Below are 17,178 nucleotides of genomic sequence, written 5' to 3' on the forward strand. Positions count from 1 at the left end.
TTAGATACCAAGATACAAATTATGAACAATTTGTCAGACAAAGAATATTTGGTAAAATTGGCCAATGCCAAAATGCCGTTTGGAAAGTATAAAGGCTACCATCTTATTAACCTACCCGAACATTACATTGTTTGGTACAAAACAAAGGGATTCCCACAAGGCAGTTTAGGAAAAATGATGGCAGAAGTGTATGAACTAAAACTAAATGGCTTAGAAGATTTAATTCGAAAGTTAAAAAAGTAAATCAACCATAAGAAATGATGATGATTGATTTCTCATGGTTGATTTCTGTTATGCTAATTGATTTTTTAATACCTTAAATAAGAGATTGCTATGAATAAGGCTGTAAACCATGTGGCACTTAACAGTAACAAAATAAAAAACGTTTTAATTGAGCTTAAATTTCCCATAATTTGAATTTTTAATGAAGTGATTCCGTTCTTTGCTAATCGTTGTTTTTTATGCTAAAGAAAACAAACGACTATTGAAACAAGGTGTGCTATTTTAGGCAGCACTACTTGAATCAACTTTTACTTTTTCAAATAAGTGGGGTATAGGTACTTTGGGGGTCTTTGTTGACAAAATAATTTATTTCTTAAAATCAACTAGATATTATATTAGGGTGATAATTATATCTCTTACTAATATAGCAATAAAAACAACAAATTCCTAAATAAAAACATATTAAATTAGTAATTTATATCTAAAAAAAAGTTTTTTATATAAAATTCACAAAAAAAAGGAAGCTATGTGCTTCCTTTCTGATTTTACTTTTTCTAAAAATTAATTACAGCGTATTAATAACGTTTCTGATTGCTGTTAAATCTGATAGTAATTTCTCTAGATATTGTAAGTCTAGCATATTAGCCCCATCAGATTTTGCATTGGCTGGATCGAAATGAGTTTCTACAAACAAACCGTCTACACCCGCAGCAATTCCTGCTTTGGCAATGGTTCCTATCATATCGGGTCTTCCTCCAGTAACTCCGCTAGTTTGATTTGGTTGTTGTAACGAATGCGTAACATCTAATACGGTAGGAGCATATTGTTTCATCTCAGGAATTCCCCTAAAATCTACAATCATATCTTGATAACCAAACATAGTTCCTCTGTCGGTAATCCAAGCTTTATCAGACCCCGTGTCTTTTACCTTTTGAACAGCATGTTGCATTGCACCTGGACTCATAAATTGTCCTTTTTTTAAGTTGACTACTTTTCCAGTTTCTGCTGCAGCCACCACCAAATCTGTTTGTCGTACTAAAAAAGCAGGTATTTGTAATACATCTACATATTCTGCGGCTTTCGCTGCATCGGCAACTTCGTGAATATCTGTAACTGTAGGTACATCAAATGTTTCAGAAACTTTGCGTAATATTTTTAGTGCTTTTTCATCACCTATTCCTGTAAAGCTATCTATACGAGAACGATTGGCTTTTTTAAAACTGCCTTTAAACACATAAGGTATTTCGTATTTATCGGTAATGCTTACTACTTTTTCGGCAATTCTTAACGCCATTTCTTCACCTTCTATAGCACAAGGTCCTGCTAATAAAAAAAAGTTATCTGACGTAGCGTGTTTTATTTTTGGGATTACGTTTAGGTTCATCTTTTATCGAATTTCTGATTGTCAAAGATAATTATTCTAGCATGGTCATCACAATAATTTTAGTTTGCTATAAAAATGAAAAACCTTTGCAATATGCAAAGGTTTTTCATTTGATGAGTATTGATTTTCTTAGAATTTGTATCTAATTCCAAGTGCAATTTCTAGAGACAAATCACTATCTCCATTAATAATTCCTATTTCAGGCCTTGTGTCTAAAGACAATTGTAGCGGAATGTTGAAGTGATATTCAATACCTACATTTCCTGCTGCATTTACAAAAGTTTCGCTTTCACCTGCAACTTCCCAAGTTCCAAGTCCTCCACCTGCACCAGCAAACCAGTTAAAACCTGGAGCTAATTCACTTAAGTCCCAAACCCATTGGTGGATGGCCGAAAGTTTGTAAGCTTCTACATTGTCACTACTTCTAAGTCCTAAATCAAATTCCATTCTAGTAGCTCCTGTTAAAGCTCTTTGATAAGAAATTTCATAGCCCAAGCCATCGTTGTCCCCTAGCCTTAAACCCAAAGCATGTTTAGACAATTCTTGTGCTTGTGTTGTTAAACCAATGAATATGAATCCAACTACAAAAAATAATTTTTTCATGAATATTTGTTTTTATGGTTAACCCGCAATTTACGAAATACCCTACGTACTTCAAATTTAAGCGAATTGATCTTTATCTAACTTTTATTCGAATTCCTTTGCTATGACTACTAAATTCTGGTGCATACATATTTTCTATGGTCGTAATTCCGTTACTAAAATTTCCTTGATGAGTAACTCTTAAATCGTATTCAAACACATATACTCCTTTTGGTATTCTATCAAAAAAGAAATGTGTTGCTGCATCTTTGGTGCTTTGGTAATAACCTAACCCGTCTTGCCATCTGTACTTAGAAATCACACTTACAGGTTCTAGTCCTGCCGCTCTTAAATCTTTCATATGAATGAATTCCATTTCTCTATCTGTTCTTAACTCAATTCGTACCGTTAATAAATCTCCCACCTGTAGTAGATTTTCAGTGGTAACGGGTAACAATTGCTTTCCTGCATCTGTATGCTTTTTAAGAAAAATTTGTTTTTTAATATTTAGCGGTGTTTTAGAAGTTTCAATTTTATCCAAATCTTCAAAATACTGCCAATACATGGCTCCCCAAGCCACTCCTTTCTCTTTTTTACTTAAAGTAACGGTGGCCAATTTTGATGAAATTTCATCTGCCTTCCAGCGTGTTTTATAATACCCCGTACCTGCTTCTACCTTTACTTGCTTCATCTTTTCTTTTGAAATTGGATTGCCTCCTATAGTTACAGCTACAGCTTCATCTACAGCCAACCAATCGGAACCTTGCAATAAAAGTGCATATACTGCTTCCGAAGTAGCTTTGGTGGTTTTCCATTGTCGGGTTTGTTTGTTTTTTAACAACCATTGCTTTAATTCATCTACCAACAACGCATCATTCCCAATTTCGGTAAAAACTTCAATCATTAAACTATGAGTTACAATAGGGTCTCTATACCAAAACCAACCCGACTTATTTTCAATCCAGTATCTTCCTAATTCCTCGTTCATCACACTGGTTTCTTTTAAAGAGCGTACAATTTGTTTGGCCAATTCTTTATTTCCATTTCTTTGATGAATTAATGCTACTAGCCCTTTGTTGTATAAAGATAACTGTGACCAAAAAGTAGCTGATTGTTCTGTATAATAAGCTACTGCCTCTTTTACTTGTTTGGCATTTTTTTGGTCCTTGGAAAAACTCAACACATATAAATATTGCAACTCAAAACTGCCTAAATGAAACTGACTTAAAAACGCTTGCTCTTTTCTTATTCCTTCTTGTGTATCTTTTTCTTCTTCTTTAATTTGCTGAGCTCTTTTTAGCAGCTTTTCATAAGCATAAGCGATTTCGTATGCTAAATATTCTTCTGCTTTTTTAATAATTTTCTTCAATCTTCTATCTTCTAGCACTACCCTTAATTGCTTAAGATGATGATATCCTTGAACTATATGTTGCGTAATGTATCTATTGGCAATATCACCTCCTTTAAACCAAGGAAAACCACCATTACTTAGCTGCATATCTTCTAATTTCTCTATTGTATTTTCTGATTGTTGTTTCATCTTAGACAAATCAAAAAGCAAAGCAATACGTTTTTTTTGTTCACTTTCAGATATAGCATCTCGTAACCAAGGAGTTTCCGAAATCAAAATGGATTTTAATTCAGGATTTTTCTCCAAATTGCTCTGTAAAGATTCGGACTGTTTCCACTGTTCAAACACTTCTTTTACTTTAGGGTGAGTAACCATTACATGGTTTGCTAGCTCATAGGCATACAATCTTGCAAAAGTTTGTTCTGCACATTCGTGCGGAAACTCCATCAAATAAGGCAATGCTTGCACAGCATACCATGCTGGGTTGGAGGTCATTTCTAACGTAAGTTGATGATGTTTTAACGTTTGAGATTTATTTTCTTCTAAGCCCTTGAAATGAAACGTTTTGGTCTGCCCACTATTAACCCACAGAGGCAACGTTTCTGTAACCAACATTCGGTTAGAAAGTACGGGAACAATATGTTGTTCTCCATCAGAAAAATCTTTGCTTGCAGCTACAATTTTGTACTGTACTGCCGATACATTTTCGGGTAACATCAATTGCCAAGAAACTGAAGTATTTCCTTTTTTAGCTACTTTAAAAGGCTTGGTTTCTTGATAGTTTAGAAGCAAAGCATCAATATTTTTACCAGTAATAGGGTCTGTTAATTTTAGCTGTGCTTGTCCTTGTAACACATCATTACTTAAATTAGAAATCTTTGTGCTGATTGTAATTTTATCTCCTTCTCTAAAAAATCTTGGCAAGTTAGGCATCACCATCAATTGCTTTTGACTAATGGTTTCTAAACTTTTGTACCCTGTATGTAATTTTTTATTATGTGCTAATAATTGTAATTTCCAACGAGTCAAATCTTCTGGAAGGGTAAACTCAAAACTCACCTCTCCTTTGACATTGGTTTTTAATTGGGGATAGAAAAAAGCAGTTTCGTTAAAATTGGTTCTGGCTTTTACTGCTGCTAATTGTGCTGCTAATTTTTTAGCTCCTGCTTTGGTGGTTATTACAATAACTCCGTTGGCACCTCTTGCTCCATATATAGCTGTTGCATCAGCATCTTTTAGCACATCTATAGCTTCTATCTCTGCTACGGATAGCTTTGGGTCTTTCTCATACACTTTTCCATCAACAATATACAAAGGGTTGTTTTCTTTATTTAGTAAAGACGAATACCCTCGAATATTTATATTAGACTCTTGCCCCGGTTCTCCTGACCTCGCAACAATATTTACACCAGCAACCTGTCCTTGTAAAGCTTGTCCTACATCTGCTACATCTGATTCTGCTAACATCGAGGCTTTTACTGAATTAACAGCCCCAGTAACTTCTTTCTTTTTTTGAGCACCATACCCCACAATAACTACCTCTTCCAAAGAGCTGTCACTTGCTCTTAATCGAACAATATAATGGTTGTATTTTTTATCCACTTGCAACGTATAATTATTATATCCTAAATAAGATAGTTGCAACTTGTCTTTTCTTTTGGCTTTTAGCAAAGCAATGCCATCAAAATTAGTAACAATTACTTCTTTTTTGTTTGCAATGTTTACGCCTATCAACGGATCGTTAGTTTCAGAGTCTAATACAGTAACTTTTACCTGTCCTTTTGGCACAGAACTGTCTTTTAATTTTCTATGAGATGGTTTTATATAAGATATGCTTTGTAAATACTGTTTTTCAACCCATTTATTATTGACAAAACTAAAGCCATACGTTTTAAAATTTCCCTGTAAAAAACGATTGTAATGATAAAAAGAATGATAATTACGTTTGCCCACTACCAATGTTTTTTGATGAAAACTTTGATTTGCATGTACCGCATAATGCGTTCTGTACGTAGTTTGTTGAATGGGATAAAAGCTCCATTGGTGTTTTCTTAATGGATCTAAAGAAGCATCGTACATTGAAGCCAACAACTCTGCAGTTGCCTTTTCTTTATTAGCTCCACTTATTTTAAAAGACCATTTCTGATGCGACCCTGGGGTTAACAAATCACGAAATGTCTGCGTTTCTATATGCAAATCAATCGGTTTATGAGATACCGATACATAATTTACTCCACTGTCGTAAGTATTCATATATACCCAGTGCCACTTGATAGCAAAACCTCCCCGATCTTGTTCAGTAACGGGAACTTGAATGGTTTTGATTTCGTTATTTAACACAATTTTGTGTCTGGCTACTGTTTGATGATTTTTTTCAATACTTAAAAATACCGTCATGTTTTCAGCAGCAGAACCAATTTTAATCAATGCTTTATCATTGGGTTGGTATTCATTTGCATCTAACGAAATCTCAAACAACTGATTGTCTGCTACCTTTGATGCATGATGGTCTGTTACCACAATAACCTTTTCATCTTTAACTTCTTTTTTCAATGCTTCATCTTTTGCTGTCATTACCAAAAGATAATTCCCTATTTGCCAATTTTTCAACGCAGCAATCAAAAGTGTTTTTTCTTTTGCTGTGTTAAAACTCTTTTCATAAACCAGCGCTCCTTTTTTCCACTTAAAAGGGCTATTTAAATCTTGAAACGTTTCGTTAGGAAACCATGTTTGATAGTCATCTTCATCAATACTAGGCAAATCTGGTAGCGGCCAAGGTCTTTTTTTCTGTGGATGCGTAGGTGCTTGCAACTTGTAAATTTTTACTTGGCCTTTGGCAGGCATAAAAGCACCGTTTAAATTTTCTGTGCTTAAATGAATTGGAACATCTTTGGCTGATACCGACAACTTTTCTAGAGTAGTAGCCGAAAGTTGTAAACTATGATACCCCACTGCTACTTTAGTACTAGCACTCCTTGTTTCTCCATTAATATCGGTAACATCGGCTGTAACAGAATAGTAAAAAGTAGGTAAGTTTTTTTTAGAAACATTTGCATCGGGTTGTGCTTTAAAAACAATCTTAAAACTGCCATCAGCTTGCGTAACTATGCTACCTTGAGCAATTTCTTGACTGTTGTTATTTCTTGGCACCCACCAACACCAGCGAGGGTAGCGTGTTTGTCTCACCACTCTGTACACTACTTTGGCATCGGAAACTTGACTCCCAGCAAAAGCCATAGCATTACCCACAATTGTTACACTATCGTTTATTTTAAATCCTTTTTGTACGGTTTTAAAATCTACTTCGAACTTAGGTCTTTTGTATTCTTCAACCGAAATGTTATTACCTACATCATATTCATTTGCCCCTATAAAAACTTTAAATCTGAAACGTCCCGTTAGTCCGTCAATAGGCAATTGAAAAGTACCTGCTGCAGTTCCAAAATCATTCAACTCTAGTTCTTTTTCTTCTACGGGCTGATTGTTTACATCATACAAAATCACTTTTGCTTTTTGATCTGATAGCACTCGTGTTTCCTCGTCTTTTTTTTCTAGCAAATAGGTTTTAAAATATACTTTTTGTCCAGGCCTGTAAATACTTCTATCAGTAAACACAAAAGCGCGTGTATGCCATGTACTAGCTTTGTTGGTATACTTTTTTCTATTTTTGCTAATGCTATTCTCATCAAATACCACCGTGTCTTTTTCCGTCATTAAGGTAGCTGTTATGTAACTATAATACCTTTTTGAATCGTTTACCTTAAATTCTCCCAAAGAATCGGTTTTAAATTTTTTGTGATAACTAACATCATTTCTGTAACGTTTTTCTTTATCAAAACGCACCTTCACATTGGCAACAGGAGCACCATTTTGTCTGTCTAAAACCTGAAAAATATTGTCTTCTCTTTTTAACAACGTTAAATTGCTTACCCAAAAAGTTGTAGCGTAATAATTTTTATCATGTGATGATTTGGCAATCAATCGATAAGCTCCTTGCGGCAAAGCTGGCAACACGATTTCTGTTTGATGGGATTTGTAATCTTTTTGAGTGGGCAAAACTACCTCCCACTCTTTTTGCTTAGGCAAACTTTCTATATATTTTATTTGTTCCTCTTTACTTCGTTTGTTATAAAAATCACCTTTGCCTGTTGTATCATAGCGAACTATAGAAAACTGAGCTTTTGAAGTATTTCTGTAGGTTAATAATAATTTCGATTTTTGATGAATGGGCAGATACTCTTCCATTCGGACTTTTACACTTTTTTGAAGAATGACCTTTTTTAGTTCTTCTGCAGCATCAACCACATGACTTTTAGATACTTTTTTTAAAATCAACTGACACAAATCCAACGCTTTTTCATAATCATAAGGTTGATTGGTTTTTTGGGGATATCTTTTAGTAAGTTCAAAATAAGTTTTTGCCAATTCAAAATACACCAAAGATGAGGCTTCGTTAAGAGGATATTCTTGTATCATCTGCTCCAATACTTGTAATTTTACCTCAACAGGATTTTCAAAAACAGCATGGTCTTCTATGTACTTAAAAGCACTTATCCAAACCTTAAAAAAAGGTAATTTATTTTGTTTTTGTTGATGAAATTGTAACAACCGTTGATAAGTCTGTAAAGCTAAAAATGTATGTGAAGTAGCATCCGTTGTTTTGAGCGTTATATTGTGAAATTGAGATAAATACTTATCATCATCAATTAAAAAAGGTTCTTTGGGCTGTGTTAAATCTCCCTGAGTGTCTTTATAAAAATTTATTGCCTGATAGCTTAAAAAATCGTAAAGTGTTGGTAGGTATTTTAATGCTTCATTTTTTACATCAATAAGAGTAGCAAAGTCTGCTGTTTTTGCTTGCTGTAATTCAGTTGCTTCCTGCAAAGAACGTTGATAATGGCTGCGAATAGTAGCAAACAACTGTTTGGCATCCCAAGTTCTAAAATCATCCATTTCATTTTTAGAGACGACCTCGGTACGATTCATAATTTTCCAGCGATTGCTATTGTAATATTCCAAATACATTTTGGCCAACATGCTATTCAAAATAGCTTTATAAACAGGTTTTTTGTTGCTGTGTATACGGGCTTTAAAAGCATCAATTACTTTTTGTTGTGCCTCTTCTTCTAGCTTGATGGCAAACTTACTTTGATACACCAAACAACGAATTTGCTCTTGCTCATTATTACTTTTTAGTGCCTTTTGATAGATTTTCTGCACTTTTTCTAATGCCGATTTTGGTAGTAAATCCAGTTCATCTTTGTAAACTTTTTCCCATTGTTTTTTATAGGGTGATGGAGATGTTTGTGCTGTTATGGTCAGAGAAACCAATGCAAACAAGACCAAGAGTATTTTTTTCATAAACGTGTTATTTTTTTGAGTATTAAAATAGTGAATTTTGTAGATTGTGAGTTGAATCGTATGTTAAATAACTATTTTTACATTCCAAACCACCAAACATGAACGTACATTTTATAGCCATTGGCGGTAGTGCAATGCACAATTTAGCCATTGCTTTGCATAAAAAAGGATACTCAATTACAGGAAGTGACGATACAATTTTTGAACCCTCAAAGTCTCGTTTAGACAAACACGGACTGCTTCCCTTAACTTTTGGATGGTATCCAGAAAAAATAACTAGCAATTTGGATGCCATCATCTTAGGAATGCATGCCAAACCCGACAATCCAGAGCTGTTAAAAGCACAAGAGCTGGGACTTAAAATATATTCTTACCCCGAATTTTTATACGAGCAATCCAAGCAAAAGACAAGAGTTGTTATTGGAGGTTCGCACGGAAAAACCACCATTACTTCTATGATATTACACGTGCTTAATTACCACGATGTATCTGTTGACTATATGGTAGGGGCTCAACTAGAAGGCTTTGACACTATGGTACATTTAACCGAAGAAAACGAGTTTATGGTGTTAGAAGGGGACGAATATTTATCAAGCCCTATAGATCGCAGACCTAAATTCCATTTGTATCAACCCAATATCGCTTTGATTAGTGGAATTGCATGGGATCATATCAATGTATTTCCTACTTTTGAAAACTATGCAGAGCAGTTCTCTATTTTTACAGACAGCCTAACTCCTGGTGGAATTATGGTATACAATTCTGAAGATGAAATTGTTAAAAAAGTCGTAGAGAATTCTGAAAATCCTATTAAAAAATATCCTTACCAAACACCTACATATACCATCAAAAACGGTTTAACGTTACTTGACACTCCTGAAGGAGATTTGCCCTTGGAGGTTTTTGGCAAGCACAATTTACAAAATTTGGCAGGTGCCAAGTGGATTTGTCAACACATGGGAATTGGCGAAGAAGAATTTTACGAAGCAATTGAGAGCTTTAAAGGAGCTAGTAAACGATTGGAGAAAATTGCAGAAAATACCCAAACTGTTATTTTTAAAGATTTTGCCCATTCTCCTAGCAAAGTAGCTGCAACTACCCAAGCGGTAAAAAATCAATACACAGACCGTGAAGTATTGGCCTGTTTGGAACTACATACCTACAGTAGCCTAAATGCTGAATTTTTAAACGAATACGCAGGAGCCTTAGACAAAGCAGACAAAGCGGTTGTTTTTTATTCGCCCAAAGCATTGGCTATTAAAAAATTAGACGAAATTTCTGAAAAACAAATAAAAAAGGCTTTTAAAAGAAACGATTTGATTGTTTACACCCAACCCGAAGCGTTTCAAGAATTTTTATTCTCACAAAACCTGAGCAATTCTGCTGTCTTGTTGATGAGTTCAGGAAACTACGGAGGACTCAATTTTGAGGAAGTAAAAAGATTGTTATAAACCAAAGGCTTCTTTTTTGCAAAGAAGCCTTTTATTTTAGTGTTTTATACTTTTATCAAAGTAAAACTTATTTTTAGTTTCATCATAATCAGGATTTGGAGTGGGTAACTGAGCACCAACATCCTGTTTCCATTGATTTAAATCTTGAAGTAACTCTTTTACTTTTTTGGTGTTCTGAATGGCCACATTCTTAGTTTCCCCAAGATCTTCTTTAAGATTGTATAGCTGTAGCATATCTTCTTCATATATCTGAATCAATTTCCAGTCTCCCTTTCTAATGGCACTGTATGGTTTTGCTCCCCCTTTATGGTAATGTGGATAGTGCCAGTAAATTGCCTCTCTGTCTAATTTTTTATGCTCTAAAAGAGCAGGACTTAAATCTATTCCATCAACTCCTTTAGGCATCTTATACTTATTATTTACAAGACTTAACAAAGTAGGCATAATGTCTGCAGAAATAGCCAATTCATTTGAAACAGCACCTGCTTTTATTTTTAGAGGCCATTTAAACACCAATGGAACCCTAACTCCCCCTTCGTACAGATCTCCTTTTCCAGACCTTAAAGGAGCATTTGATGTAGGCTTTAAGTGCCCACCGTTATCGCTATGAAAAACAACAATCGTATTATTTTCTAAACCTGTTTCTTTTAAGGCTTGTACTACTGCTCCTAAGGCATCATCCATATGCTCTATCATTGCAGCATAGGTAGCATTGTTGTGAGTCATTCCCTTATTTATTTTTGACTTGTATTTTTGTACAACTTCTTTTTTTGCTTGTAAGGGCATGTGTACATTGTACAACCATAAGTTCATAAAAAAAGGCTTTGTCTTATTTTTTTTGATAAACGAAACTGCTTCGTTGGCCAATCTATCGGTTAAATATTCACCTTTATTTCCATTAGACATTCTAGGATTGTGGTATGGAGAAAAATAACCTTGCCCTCCATCAGCCTTTGGTGATCCTGCACTATAGCCTCCTATATTAATATCAAAACCCTGATGTTCTGGCCAATACTTTGGATCTTCTCCTAAGTGCCATTTTCCTAGATGTATGGTTTTATAGTGATTTTTTTTAAACATTTCGGCAATGGTAACCTCTTCTATATCTAATTTCTGATTCCACTTAGGAATTTTCATTTTTGCAAAAGGTTTTTGGTGTCCTTCTATCCAATCTGTTAATCTAAGACTTGCAGGATATTTTCCTGTTACAATACTTGCTCTTGTAGGAGAGCACACGGTACTTGAAGCATAGCCGTTGGTAAACATCATTCCATCAGAAACTAGTTTGTCTAAATGGGGAGTTTTGTACAAATCACTTCCCAAACAACTAGCATCGGTCCACCCCATGTCATCAACCAAAAATAAGATCACGTTTGTTTTTTTCTCTTGAGATTGAAGAGCATAAAACGTAAACATACTAAACCAGAACAGAAATAATCTTATTTTTTTCATACTTAACAAATAAAAACAACACTAAACTAATGATTTAAACCTTAAAAACTTTTTCCAATACCAATTCCAATAGAAATATTGGAAATTCCATCGGTAGCATGATCGTAAAAAATACTTGGAGCCACATCCCAATGATGTCCTAAGGCCAAATCGTATTCAAGCCCTATTCTTACCAAATCTTTTATCTCTCCGTCCTCAAAAATAACTCCAGGCCCTAACACAAACTCTAAATGCTCTATTGGGTTCCACAACGCATCTAAAGTAATTACCACAGGGTAACGCCTGTCTACAAATCCCCCATGCAGTTCCTGAGAGTCTTTGCTAGAAATCAATTCCACATCCGTAAAAACTCCAATTCCCCATTTGTCCTGAAACCAGTACTCATAATCCAATCCAAAAGAAGGAATAGACAACACATCTTTGTTTCCTAGCTCAAACCCTAAGTTTAGATAAGAATGACCTAATACTACACTTACACGGTGTTTTTTGTCTCTAATTTCTTCGGTTTCTTGTGCAAACGTATGACCCTTTGCAAATAGTAATAGTACAATTAAAATGATTTTATTTTTCATATTTGTTTTGTTTGTACTACAAAAATATTAAGACTTTTTTGTCCTTTTATTTTTGATTTTTATGTTTTACGAAAACGTGTGAATGTAAAAGAGCCTCAACTTTTCATTACGAAAAGCCAAGGCTCCAAACAACAAAACCAACAATGAAATTTTATAGGATTAGTTCCATCCTCCTCCTAACTCTTTATAAATATTTACAAACGCATTTAATTGACTTTTTTTTGTTTCAATCAGCTCAAATTTGGCTTCTAATGCCTCTCGTTGTGTTAGCAATACTTCCATATAATCTGCTCTGGCAGACTTGAACAGTTTATTAGATATAGCCACAGAACTTGTTAAGGTTTCTACTTCATGTTTCTTTAAATCAAAACTTTTTTTCATGTTGTCTATTTTAGACAACTTGTTTACTACCTGAACGTAAGCATTTAACACTGTTTGTTCGTAGTTGTAAACAGCCTGAATTTGTTTTCGATTGGCATTTTTGTAATCTGCTTTAATTGCTCTTTTGTTGATTAAGGGAGCAACCAAATCGCCCGCAATGGAATACAACAAAGATTCTGGACTATTTAAAAGGTACTTTGCTTTAAAAGCCTGATAGCCTACATTGGCACTTAACCCTAGCGATGGATAAAATCTAGCCTTAGCTACTTTTACATTAAGTTTAGAAGCTGCTAGTACAAACTCTGCTTGTTTAACATCGGGTCTATTGGCCAATAGCTGGGCTGGTATCCCTGCCTGAATTACATTGGGCTCTGTACCCATTAAAACCGAAGGATCTCTTTTTATTTTACTAGGAAACCCTCCTATTAAAAAATAGATTCTATTTTCAGTTTCTTTTATTTGCTGCTCTATTTGGTATTGTTCACTTTGAGTTTTTAACAACTGAGCTTGAAACCTTTGAACAGCCAATTGAGTAACTCTTGCAGCTTGTTTTTGAAATTTTACAATTTCTAAAGCATTGCTTTGAATTTTAATATTCTCTTTTAAAATTTCCAATTGGTTATCCAATGCCAACAACTCGTAGTAAGAATTGGCTATTTCAGCAATTAAATTGGTAACCATAAAGTTCTTACCCTCTACAGTAGCTAAGTAATTACTTATAGCTGCTTTTTTTGCATTGTGTAATTTGTTCCAAATATCCAACTCCCAAGAAGCATGTAATCCCATCATAAAATCAGGTAAAAACTCAGGATTTTCTTTTGTTCCTTTAAAAGGTGTAGTAGCATCATTAGCTCCTTGACTGGTGTAACGCCCTACTTTTTCGGCACCTGCCCCTGCTTTAACACCTACAAAAGGTAAATATTCTCCTTTTCTGGCATCAATTTCATTTTTGGCCATTTCAATCTCTTGCATCACCATATTTAACTCCTGATTGTTTTCCAAAGCTTCATCAATCAAATTAATCAAGTTTTCATCCTTAAAATAGTCTCTCCAATTGATTTTTGCCACATTGGCCGTATCTGTAGCAGTATTAAAATTATCTGGTATCTTTACATCTAGTTCTCTTTGAACAATTTCAGGTGTTTTACAAGCCCACATACTTAACAACAGAGCTGCTAGCATGTATTGATATAATTTGTTTCTTTTAGTTTTCATCTGTATCGTCTTTTATAGAAAATGTATCGACAGAATGCACAAAATCTTCCGATAGTGAATTATCATCTTCGTCTTTAATTAATTTTCTGCCTTTGGCCAATGATCCAAAAATGTAATAAAGTCCAGGAACTATAAGTACCCCAAATACAGTTCCGAATAACATCCCTCCTAAGGCAGAGGCTCCAATAGTTTTATTTCCTATAGCTCCTGCCCCCGATGCTAGAATTAACGGAATTAACCCTGCTATAAAAGCAAAAGAAGTCATTAAAATAGGTCTAAATCTTACTTTGGCTCCTTGGATAGCTGCTTCTAAAATAGTTGCACCTTCATGATTTTTTAACACAGCAAATTCAACAATTAACACCGCATTTTTACCCAATAAACCAACCAGCATAATCAGACCAATTTGGGCATAAATATCGTTTTCTAAGCCCATCATTTTTAGCAATACGAACGACCCTAAAATACCAACAGGCAGAGATAGAATTACTGCTAAAGGAATGATGAAACTCTCGTATTGGGCCGCTAAAACGAAATACACAAAAACCAGTACAATTAAAAAAATATAAAGTGATTCGTTTCCTCTATTAGATTCGTCATAAGAAAGTCCTTCCCATGCAATATCATAATCTTTAGGCAAGCTTTCTGCAGCAACCTCTTTTATTGCCTGAATAGCATCTGCTGTACTATAACCCTTTGCGGGCAAACCTCGAATAGCTGCAGAATTGTACATATTGTATCGTGTTACCTCATTAGGCCCTTGTGTTTTTTTTAGTTTCATAAAAGCCGAATAGGGCACCATTTCTTCATGATTATTTTTTACATAAAGATTTAAAATATCAGAGGGCAGCCTTCTGTATTTTGGATCTGACTGTACATAGACTTTAAAAAATCGACCGAATTTCACAAAACCTTGTTCGTAAGTACTTCCAATTAAAATATTTAAGTTTTCCATTGCTTTACCTATAGAAACTCCTTTTTGCATGGCCAAATCGTTGTTAATTTCTAATTCGTACTGCGGATAATTGGCAGCAAAAAAAGTAAACAAACCTGTTAGCTCTTTTCTTTTTTTAAGGTTGTCTATAAACTCTTTGTTGATTTTATCAAACTCTTGATAGTCTGTAGTAGTTGTTTTGTCTAACAAACGCATAGAGAATCCTCCTGAAGAACCGAATCCTGGAATTGCTGGCGGTTCAAAAAATTCGATAATAGCCCCTAAACCTCTAGATTTTTCTTCAAGCTCTTCCATGATATCTTCTACAGTGCCTTCTCTATCCGACCACGCTTTTAGGTTGATCAAACAAGTACCCGCATTAGACCCTCTACCTTCAGTCATTATTTCATATCCTGCTAAAGAAGACACCGATTCTACTCCTTTTACTTCTTCACATATTCTTTGAAGTTTTCTTGAAACTTCATTCGTTCTTTCTAGTGTAGCTCCTGGTGGTGTTTGGATAATTGCATAAATAGTTCCTTGATCCTCGCTAGGAATAAATCCAGATGGCAATGTTTTATTCGCCAAAAAAATACTGATACAAAAAGCGATTAAAACTCCAAAGGTGAGCCACCTTCTACTTACAATAGATTTTAGTGCAGCCACATATTTTCCTGTCGTCTTATCAAACACATGGTTAAATTTATCCAATCCTCGGGTTAAAAAGTTGGTCTTTTTCTCTTTACCATGGTTGTTTTTAAGCAACATTGCACAAAGAACAGGGGTTAGTGTAAGAGCAATTAGTGCAGAAATTACGATAGAACTTGCCATAGTAATAGAAAACTGACGATAAAAGGTACCCACAGGTCCAGACATAAAAGAAATAGGCAAAAACACCGATACCATAACAGCTGTAATAGCAATGATTGCTCCACTAATTTCCCCCAACACCATTTTTACGGCTTTGTACGGGCTTATGTGAGGATGCTCTTCGAACTTGGCATGTACAGCCTCTACCACCACAATAGCATCATCTACTACAATACCAATAGCCAATACTAAGGCAAATAATGTGACTAGGTTAATGGACAATCCAAATGCATTGATGATAAAAAACGCTCCAACCAAAGAAACAGGTACTGCCAAAATAGGGATTAAGGTAGATCGCCAATCTCCTAAAAAGATAAATACAACTAAGGCTACTAAAATAAAAGCATCTCGTAATGTATCTATAACTTGTTCTATAGATGCATCTAAAAACTTAGAGACATCATAACTAATTTTATAATCTAAACCTGGAGGAAAAGTTGCTTTCATTTCTTCTAACTTTTCTTTTACATCTTCAATAACATCACTTGCGTTACTACCATAATTTTGCTTCAGAACTATGGCTGCAGATGGATGTCCGTCTAAGTTTGAATAAATATCAAAAAACTCACTTCCTAGTTCTATGTTGGCTATATCTTTTAAGTGAATGCTTTCACCATCGGCATTGGCTCTTAGTATTACATTCTCATATTGTTTGGGTTCATTGTATCTACCCTTATATGTAAGCACATATTCTAAAGACTGTGCCTCAATTCCCGAACTTCTACCAATTCTACCCGGACGACCTACGATACTTTGTTCTTGCAATGCTTCCATTACCTCATCAATAGAAATATTGTACGCTCTCATTCTATCTGGTTTTAACCAAACACGCATGGCATATCTTCTACTTCCTAAAATTTGAGATCTTGCAACCCCTTTTATCCTGTTGATTTCAGGTATCATTTTTACGTTGGCATAGTTGTACAAAAACTTTTCGTCCATGCTTTTATTTTTTGCATAGAGGTTTACGTACATCAACATACTAGGTTGTATTGGTGTTATTACAACTCCCTCTCTTTGCACCAGTTCGGGCAGTAAAGGCATTACTTGATCGACTCTTGTTTTTACCCTTATCACCGCTTGGTTAGGGTCTGTTCCTGGTTCAAAAATTACTCTTAAAGTAGCCTCTCCTGCACTTGTTGCATCGGTGGCCATATACCTCATTCCCTGAACTCCATTGATGGAGTTTTCTAAAGTAACCAAAGTCGATTTAACTAAAACATCTGCACTTGCTCCTGGATACGCAATAAAAATATTGACGGTAGTAGGTGCAATTTTAGGAAACTGTGAAATGGGTAATTGCTTAATGGATAAGGTTCCTATAAAAACGATAATGATCGAAATTACAATAGCAAATACCGGTCTATGTATAAATCTATTAAACATGTTGTTATTTTTTTAAA

At 34.8% G+C, this 17,178-nt stretch carries 9 protein-coding genes; 2 read left to right on the top strand and 7 right to left on the bottom strand.

Features of this window, described 5'->3' with window-relative positions; translation table 11 throughout:
- Positions 1-21 precede the first annotated feature (21 nt).
- The gene (locus FS85_RS0101845; protein WP_010134277.1) at positions 22-243 is read left to right on the top strand and encodes a DUF3820 family protein; all 222 of its coding nucleotides are present in this window, start codon (positions 22-24) and stop codon (positions 241-243) included.
- A gap of 544 nt (positions 244-787) precedes the next feature.
- On the opposite strand, the gene kdsA is transcribed toward FS85_RS0101845, so the two are convergent.
- The 3 genes from kdsA to FS85_RS0101860 all read right to left on the bottom strand — a co-directional run bounded on the left by kdsA (position 788) and on the right by FS85_RS0101860 (position 8,900).
- Entirely contained in the window at positions 788-1,606 is an 819-nt protein-coding gene (kdsA, locus tag FS85_RS0101850; RefSeq protein ID WP_010134278.1) for a 3-deoxy-8-phosphooctulonate synthase, read from the bottom strand.
- Positions 1,607-1,735: 129 nt separating this feature from the next.
- A complete protein-coding gene (locus tag FS85_RS0101855) occupies positions 1,736-2,209 on the bottom strand; it encodes a hypothetical protein (RefSeq protein WP_010134279.1) in 474 nt (157 codons plus the stop codon).
- Positions 2,210-2,282: 73 nt separating this feature from the next.
- Positions 2,283-8,900, bottom strand: coding sequence for an alpha-2-macroglobulin family protein (locus tag FS85_RS0101860; RefSeq protein WP_010134280.1), 6,618 nt, complete (start codon positions 8,898-8,900; stop codon positions 2,283-2,285).
- 98 nt (positions 8,901-8,998) lie between these two features.
- On the opposite strand from FS85_RS0101860, the gene FS85_RS0101865 reads away from it, so the two are divergent.
- Positions 8,999-10,351, top strand: a complete 1,353-nt coding sequence (locus tag FS85_RS0101865; RefSeq protein ID WP_010134281.1) for a UDP-N-acetylmuramate--L-alanine ligase — start codon at positions 8,999-9,001, stop codon at positions 10,349-10,351.
- A 36-nt stretch (positions 10,352-10,387) separates the two neighbouring features.
- Here FS85_RS0101865 and FS85_RS0101870 read toward each other — a convergent pair whose 3' ends face one another.
- The 4 genes from FS85_RS0101870 to FS85_RS0101885 form a co-directional block, all read right to left on the bottom strand.
- Positions 10,388-11,803 carry a sulfatase gene (locus FS85_RS0101870; RefSeq protein ID WP_050809600.1) on the bottom strand — a complete coding sequence of 472 codons (1,416 nt, stop codon included), beginning with the start codon at positions 11,801-11,803 and terminating at the stop codon, positions 10,388-10,390.
- Between the two features lie 41 nt (positions 11,804-11,844).
- Positions 11,845-12,375 carry a hypothetical protein gene (locus tag FS85_RS0101875; protein WP_010134284.1) on the bottom strand — a complete coding sequence of 177 codons (531 nt, stop codon included), beginning with the start codon at positions 12,373-12,375 and terminating at the stop codon, positions 11,845-11,847.
- A 159-nt stretch (positions 12,376-12,534) separates the two neighbouring features.
- On the bottom strand, positions 12,535-13,971 hold the full coding sequence (locus FS85_RS0101880; protein WP_010134285.1) for a TolC family protein: 1,437 nt from the start codon (positions 13,969-13,971) through the stop codon (positions 12,535-12,537).
- Positions 13,961-17,161: an efflux RND transporter permease subunit gene (locus FS85_RS0101885; RefSeq protein ID WP_010134286.1), complete on the bottom strand. Its 3,201-nt coding sequence runs from the start codon at positions 17,159-17,161 to the stop codon at positions 13,961-13,963. The genes FS85_RS0101880 and FS85_RS0101885 overlap by 11 nt, the downstream gene beginning before the upstream one ends.
- Positions 17,162-17,178: the final 17 nt, after the last annotated feature.

The sequence above is a fragment of the Ochrovirga pacifica genome (assembly GCF_000220525.1).
Lineage (GTDB): Bacteria > Bacteroidota > Bacteroidia > Flavobacteriales > Flavobacteriaceae > Ochrovirga > Ochrovirga pacifica.

Excerpts from the sequence above, each read along its gene's own strand:
- FS85_RS0101845 (WP_010134277.1), top strand. The coding sequence starts at position 22 with ATGAACAATTTGTCAGACAAAGAATATTTGGTAAAATTGGCCAATGCC.
- kdsA (WP_010134278.1), bottom strand. The coding sequence starts at position 1,606 with ATGAACCTAAACGTAATCCCAAAAATAAAACACGCTACGTCAGATAAC.
- FS85_RS0101855 (WP_010134279.1), bottom strand. The coding sequence starts at position 2,209 with ATGAAAAAATTATTTTTTGTAGTTGGATTCATATTCATTGGTTTAACA.
- FS85_RS0101860 (WP_010134280.1), bottom strand. The coding sequence starts at position 8,900 with ATGAAAAAAATACTCTTGGTCTTGTTTGCATTGGTTTCTCTGACCATA.
- FS85_RS0101865 (WP_010134281.1), top strand. The coding sequence starts at position 8,999 with ATGAACGTACATTTTATAGCCATTGGCGGTAGTGCAATGCACAATTTA.
- FS85_RS0101870 (WP_050809600.1), bottom strand. The coding sequence starts at position 11,803 with ATGAAAAAAATAAGATTATTTCTGTTCTGGTTTAGTATGTTTACGTTT.
- FS85_RS0101875 (WP_010134284.1), bottom strand. The coding sequence starts at position 12,375 with ATGAAAAATAAAATCATTTTAATTGTACTATTACTATTTGCAAAGGGT.
- FS85_RS0101880 (WP_010134285.1), bottom strand. The coding sequence starts at position 13,971 with ATGAAAACTAAAAGAAACAAATTATATCAATACATGCTAGCAGCTCTG.
- FS85_RS0101885 (WP_010134286.1), bottom strand. The coding sequence starts at position 17,161 with ATGTTTAATAGATTTATACATAGACCGGTATTTGCTATTGTAATTTCG.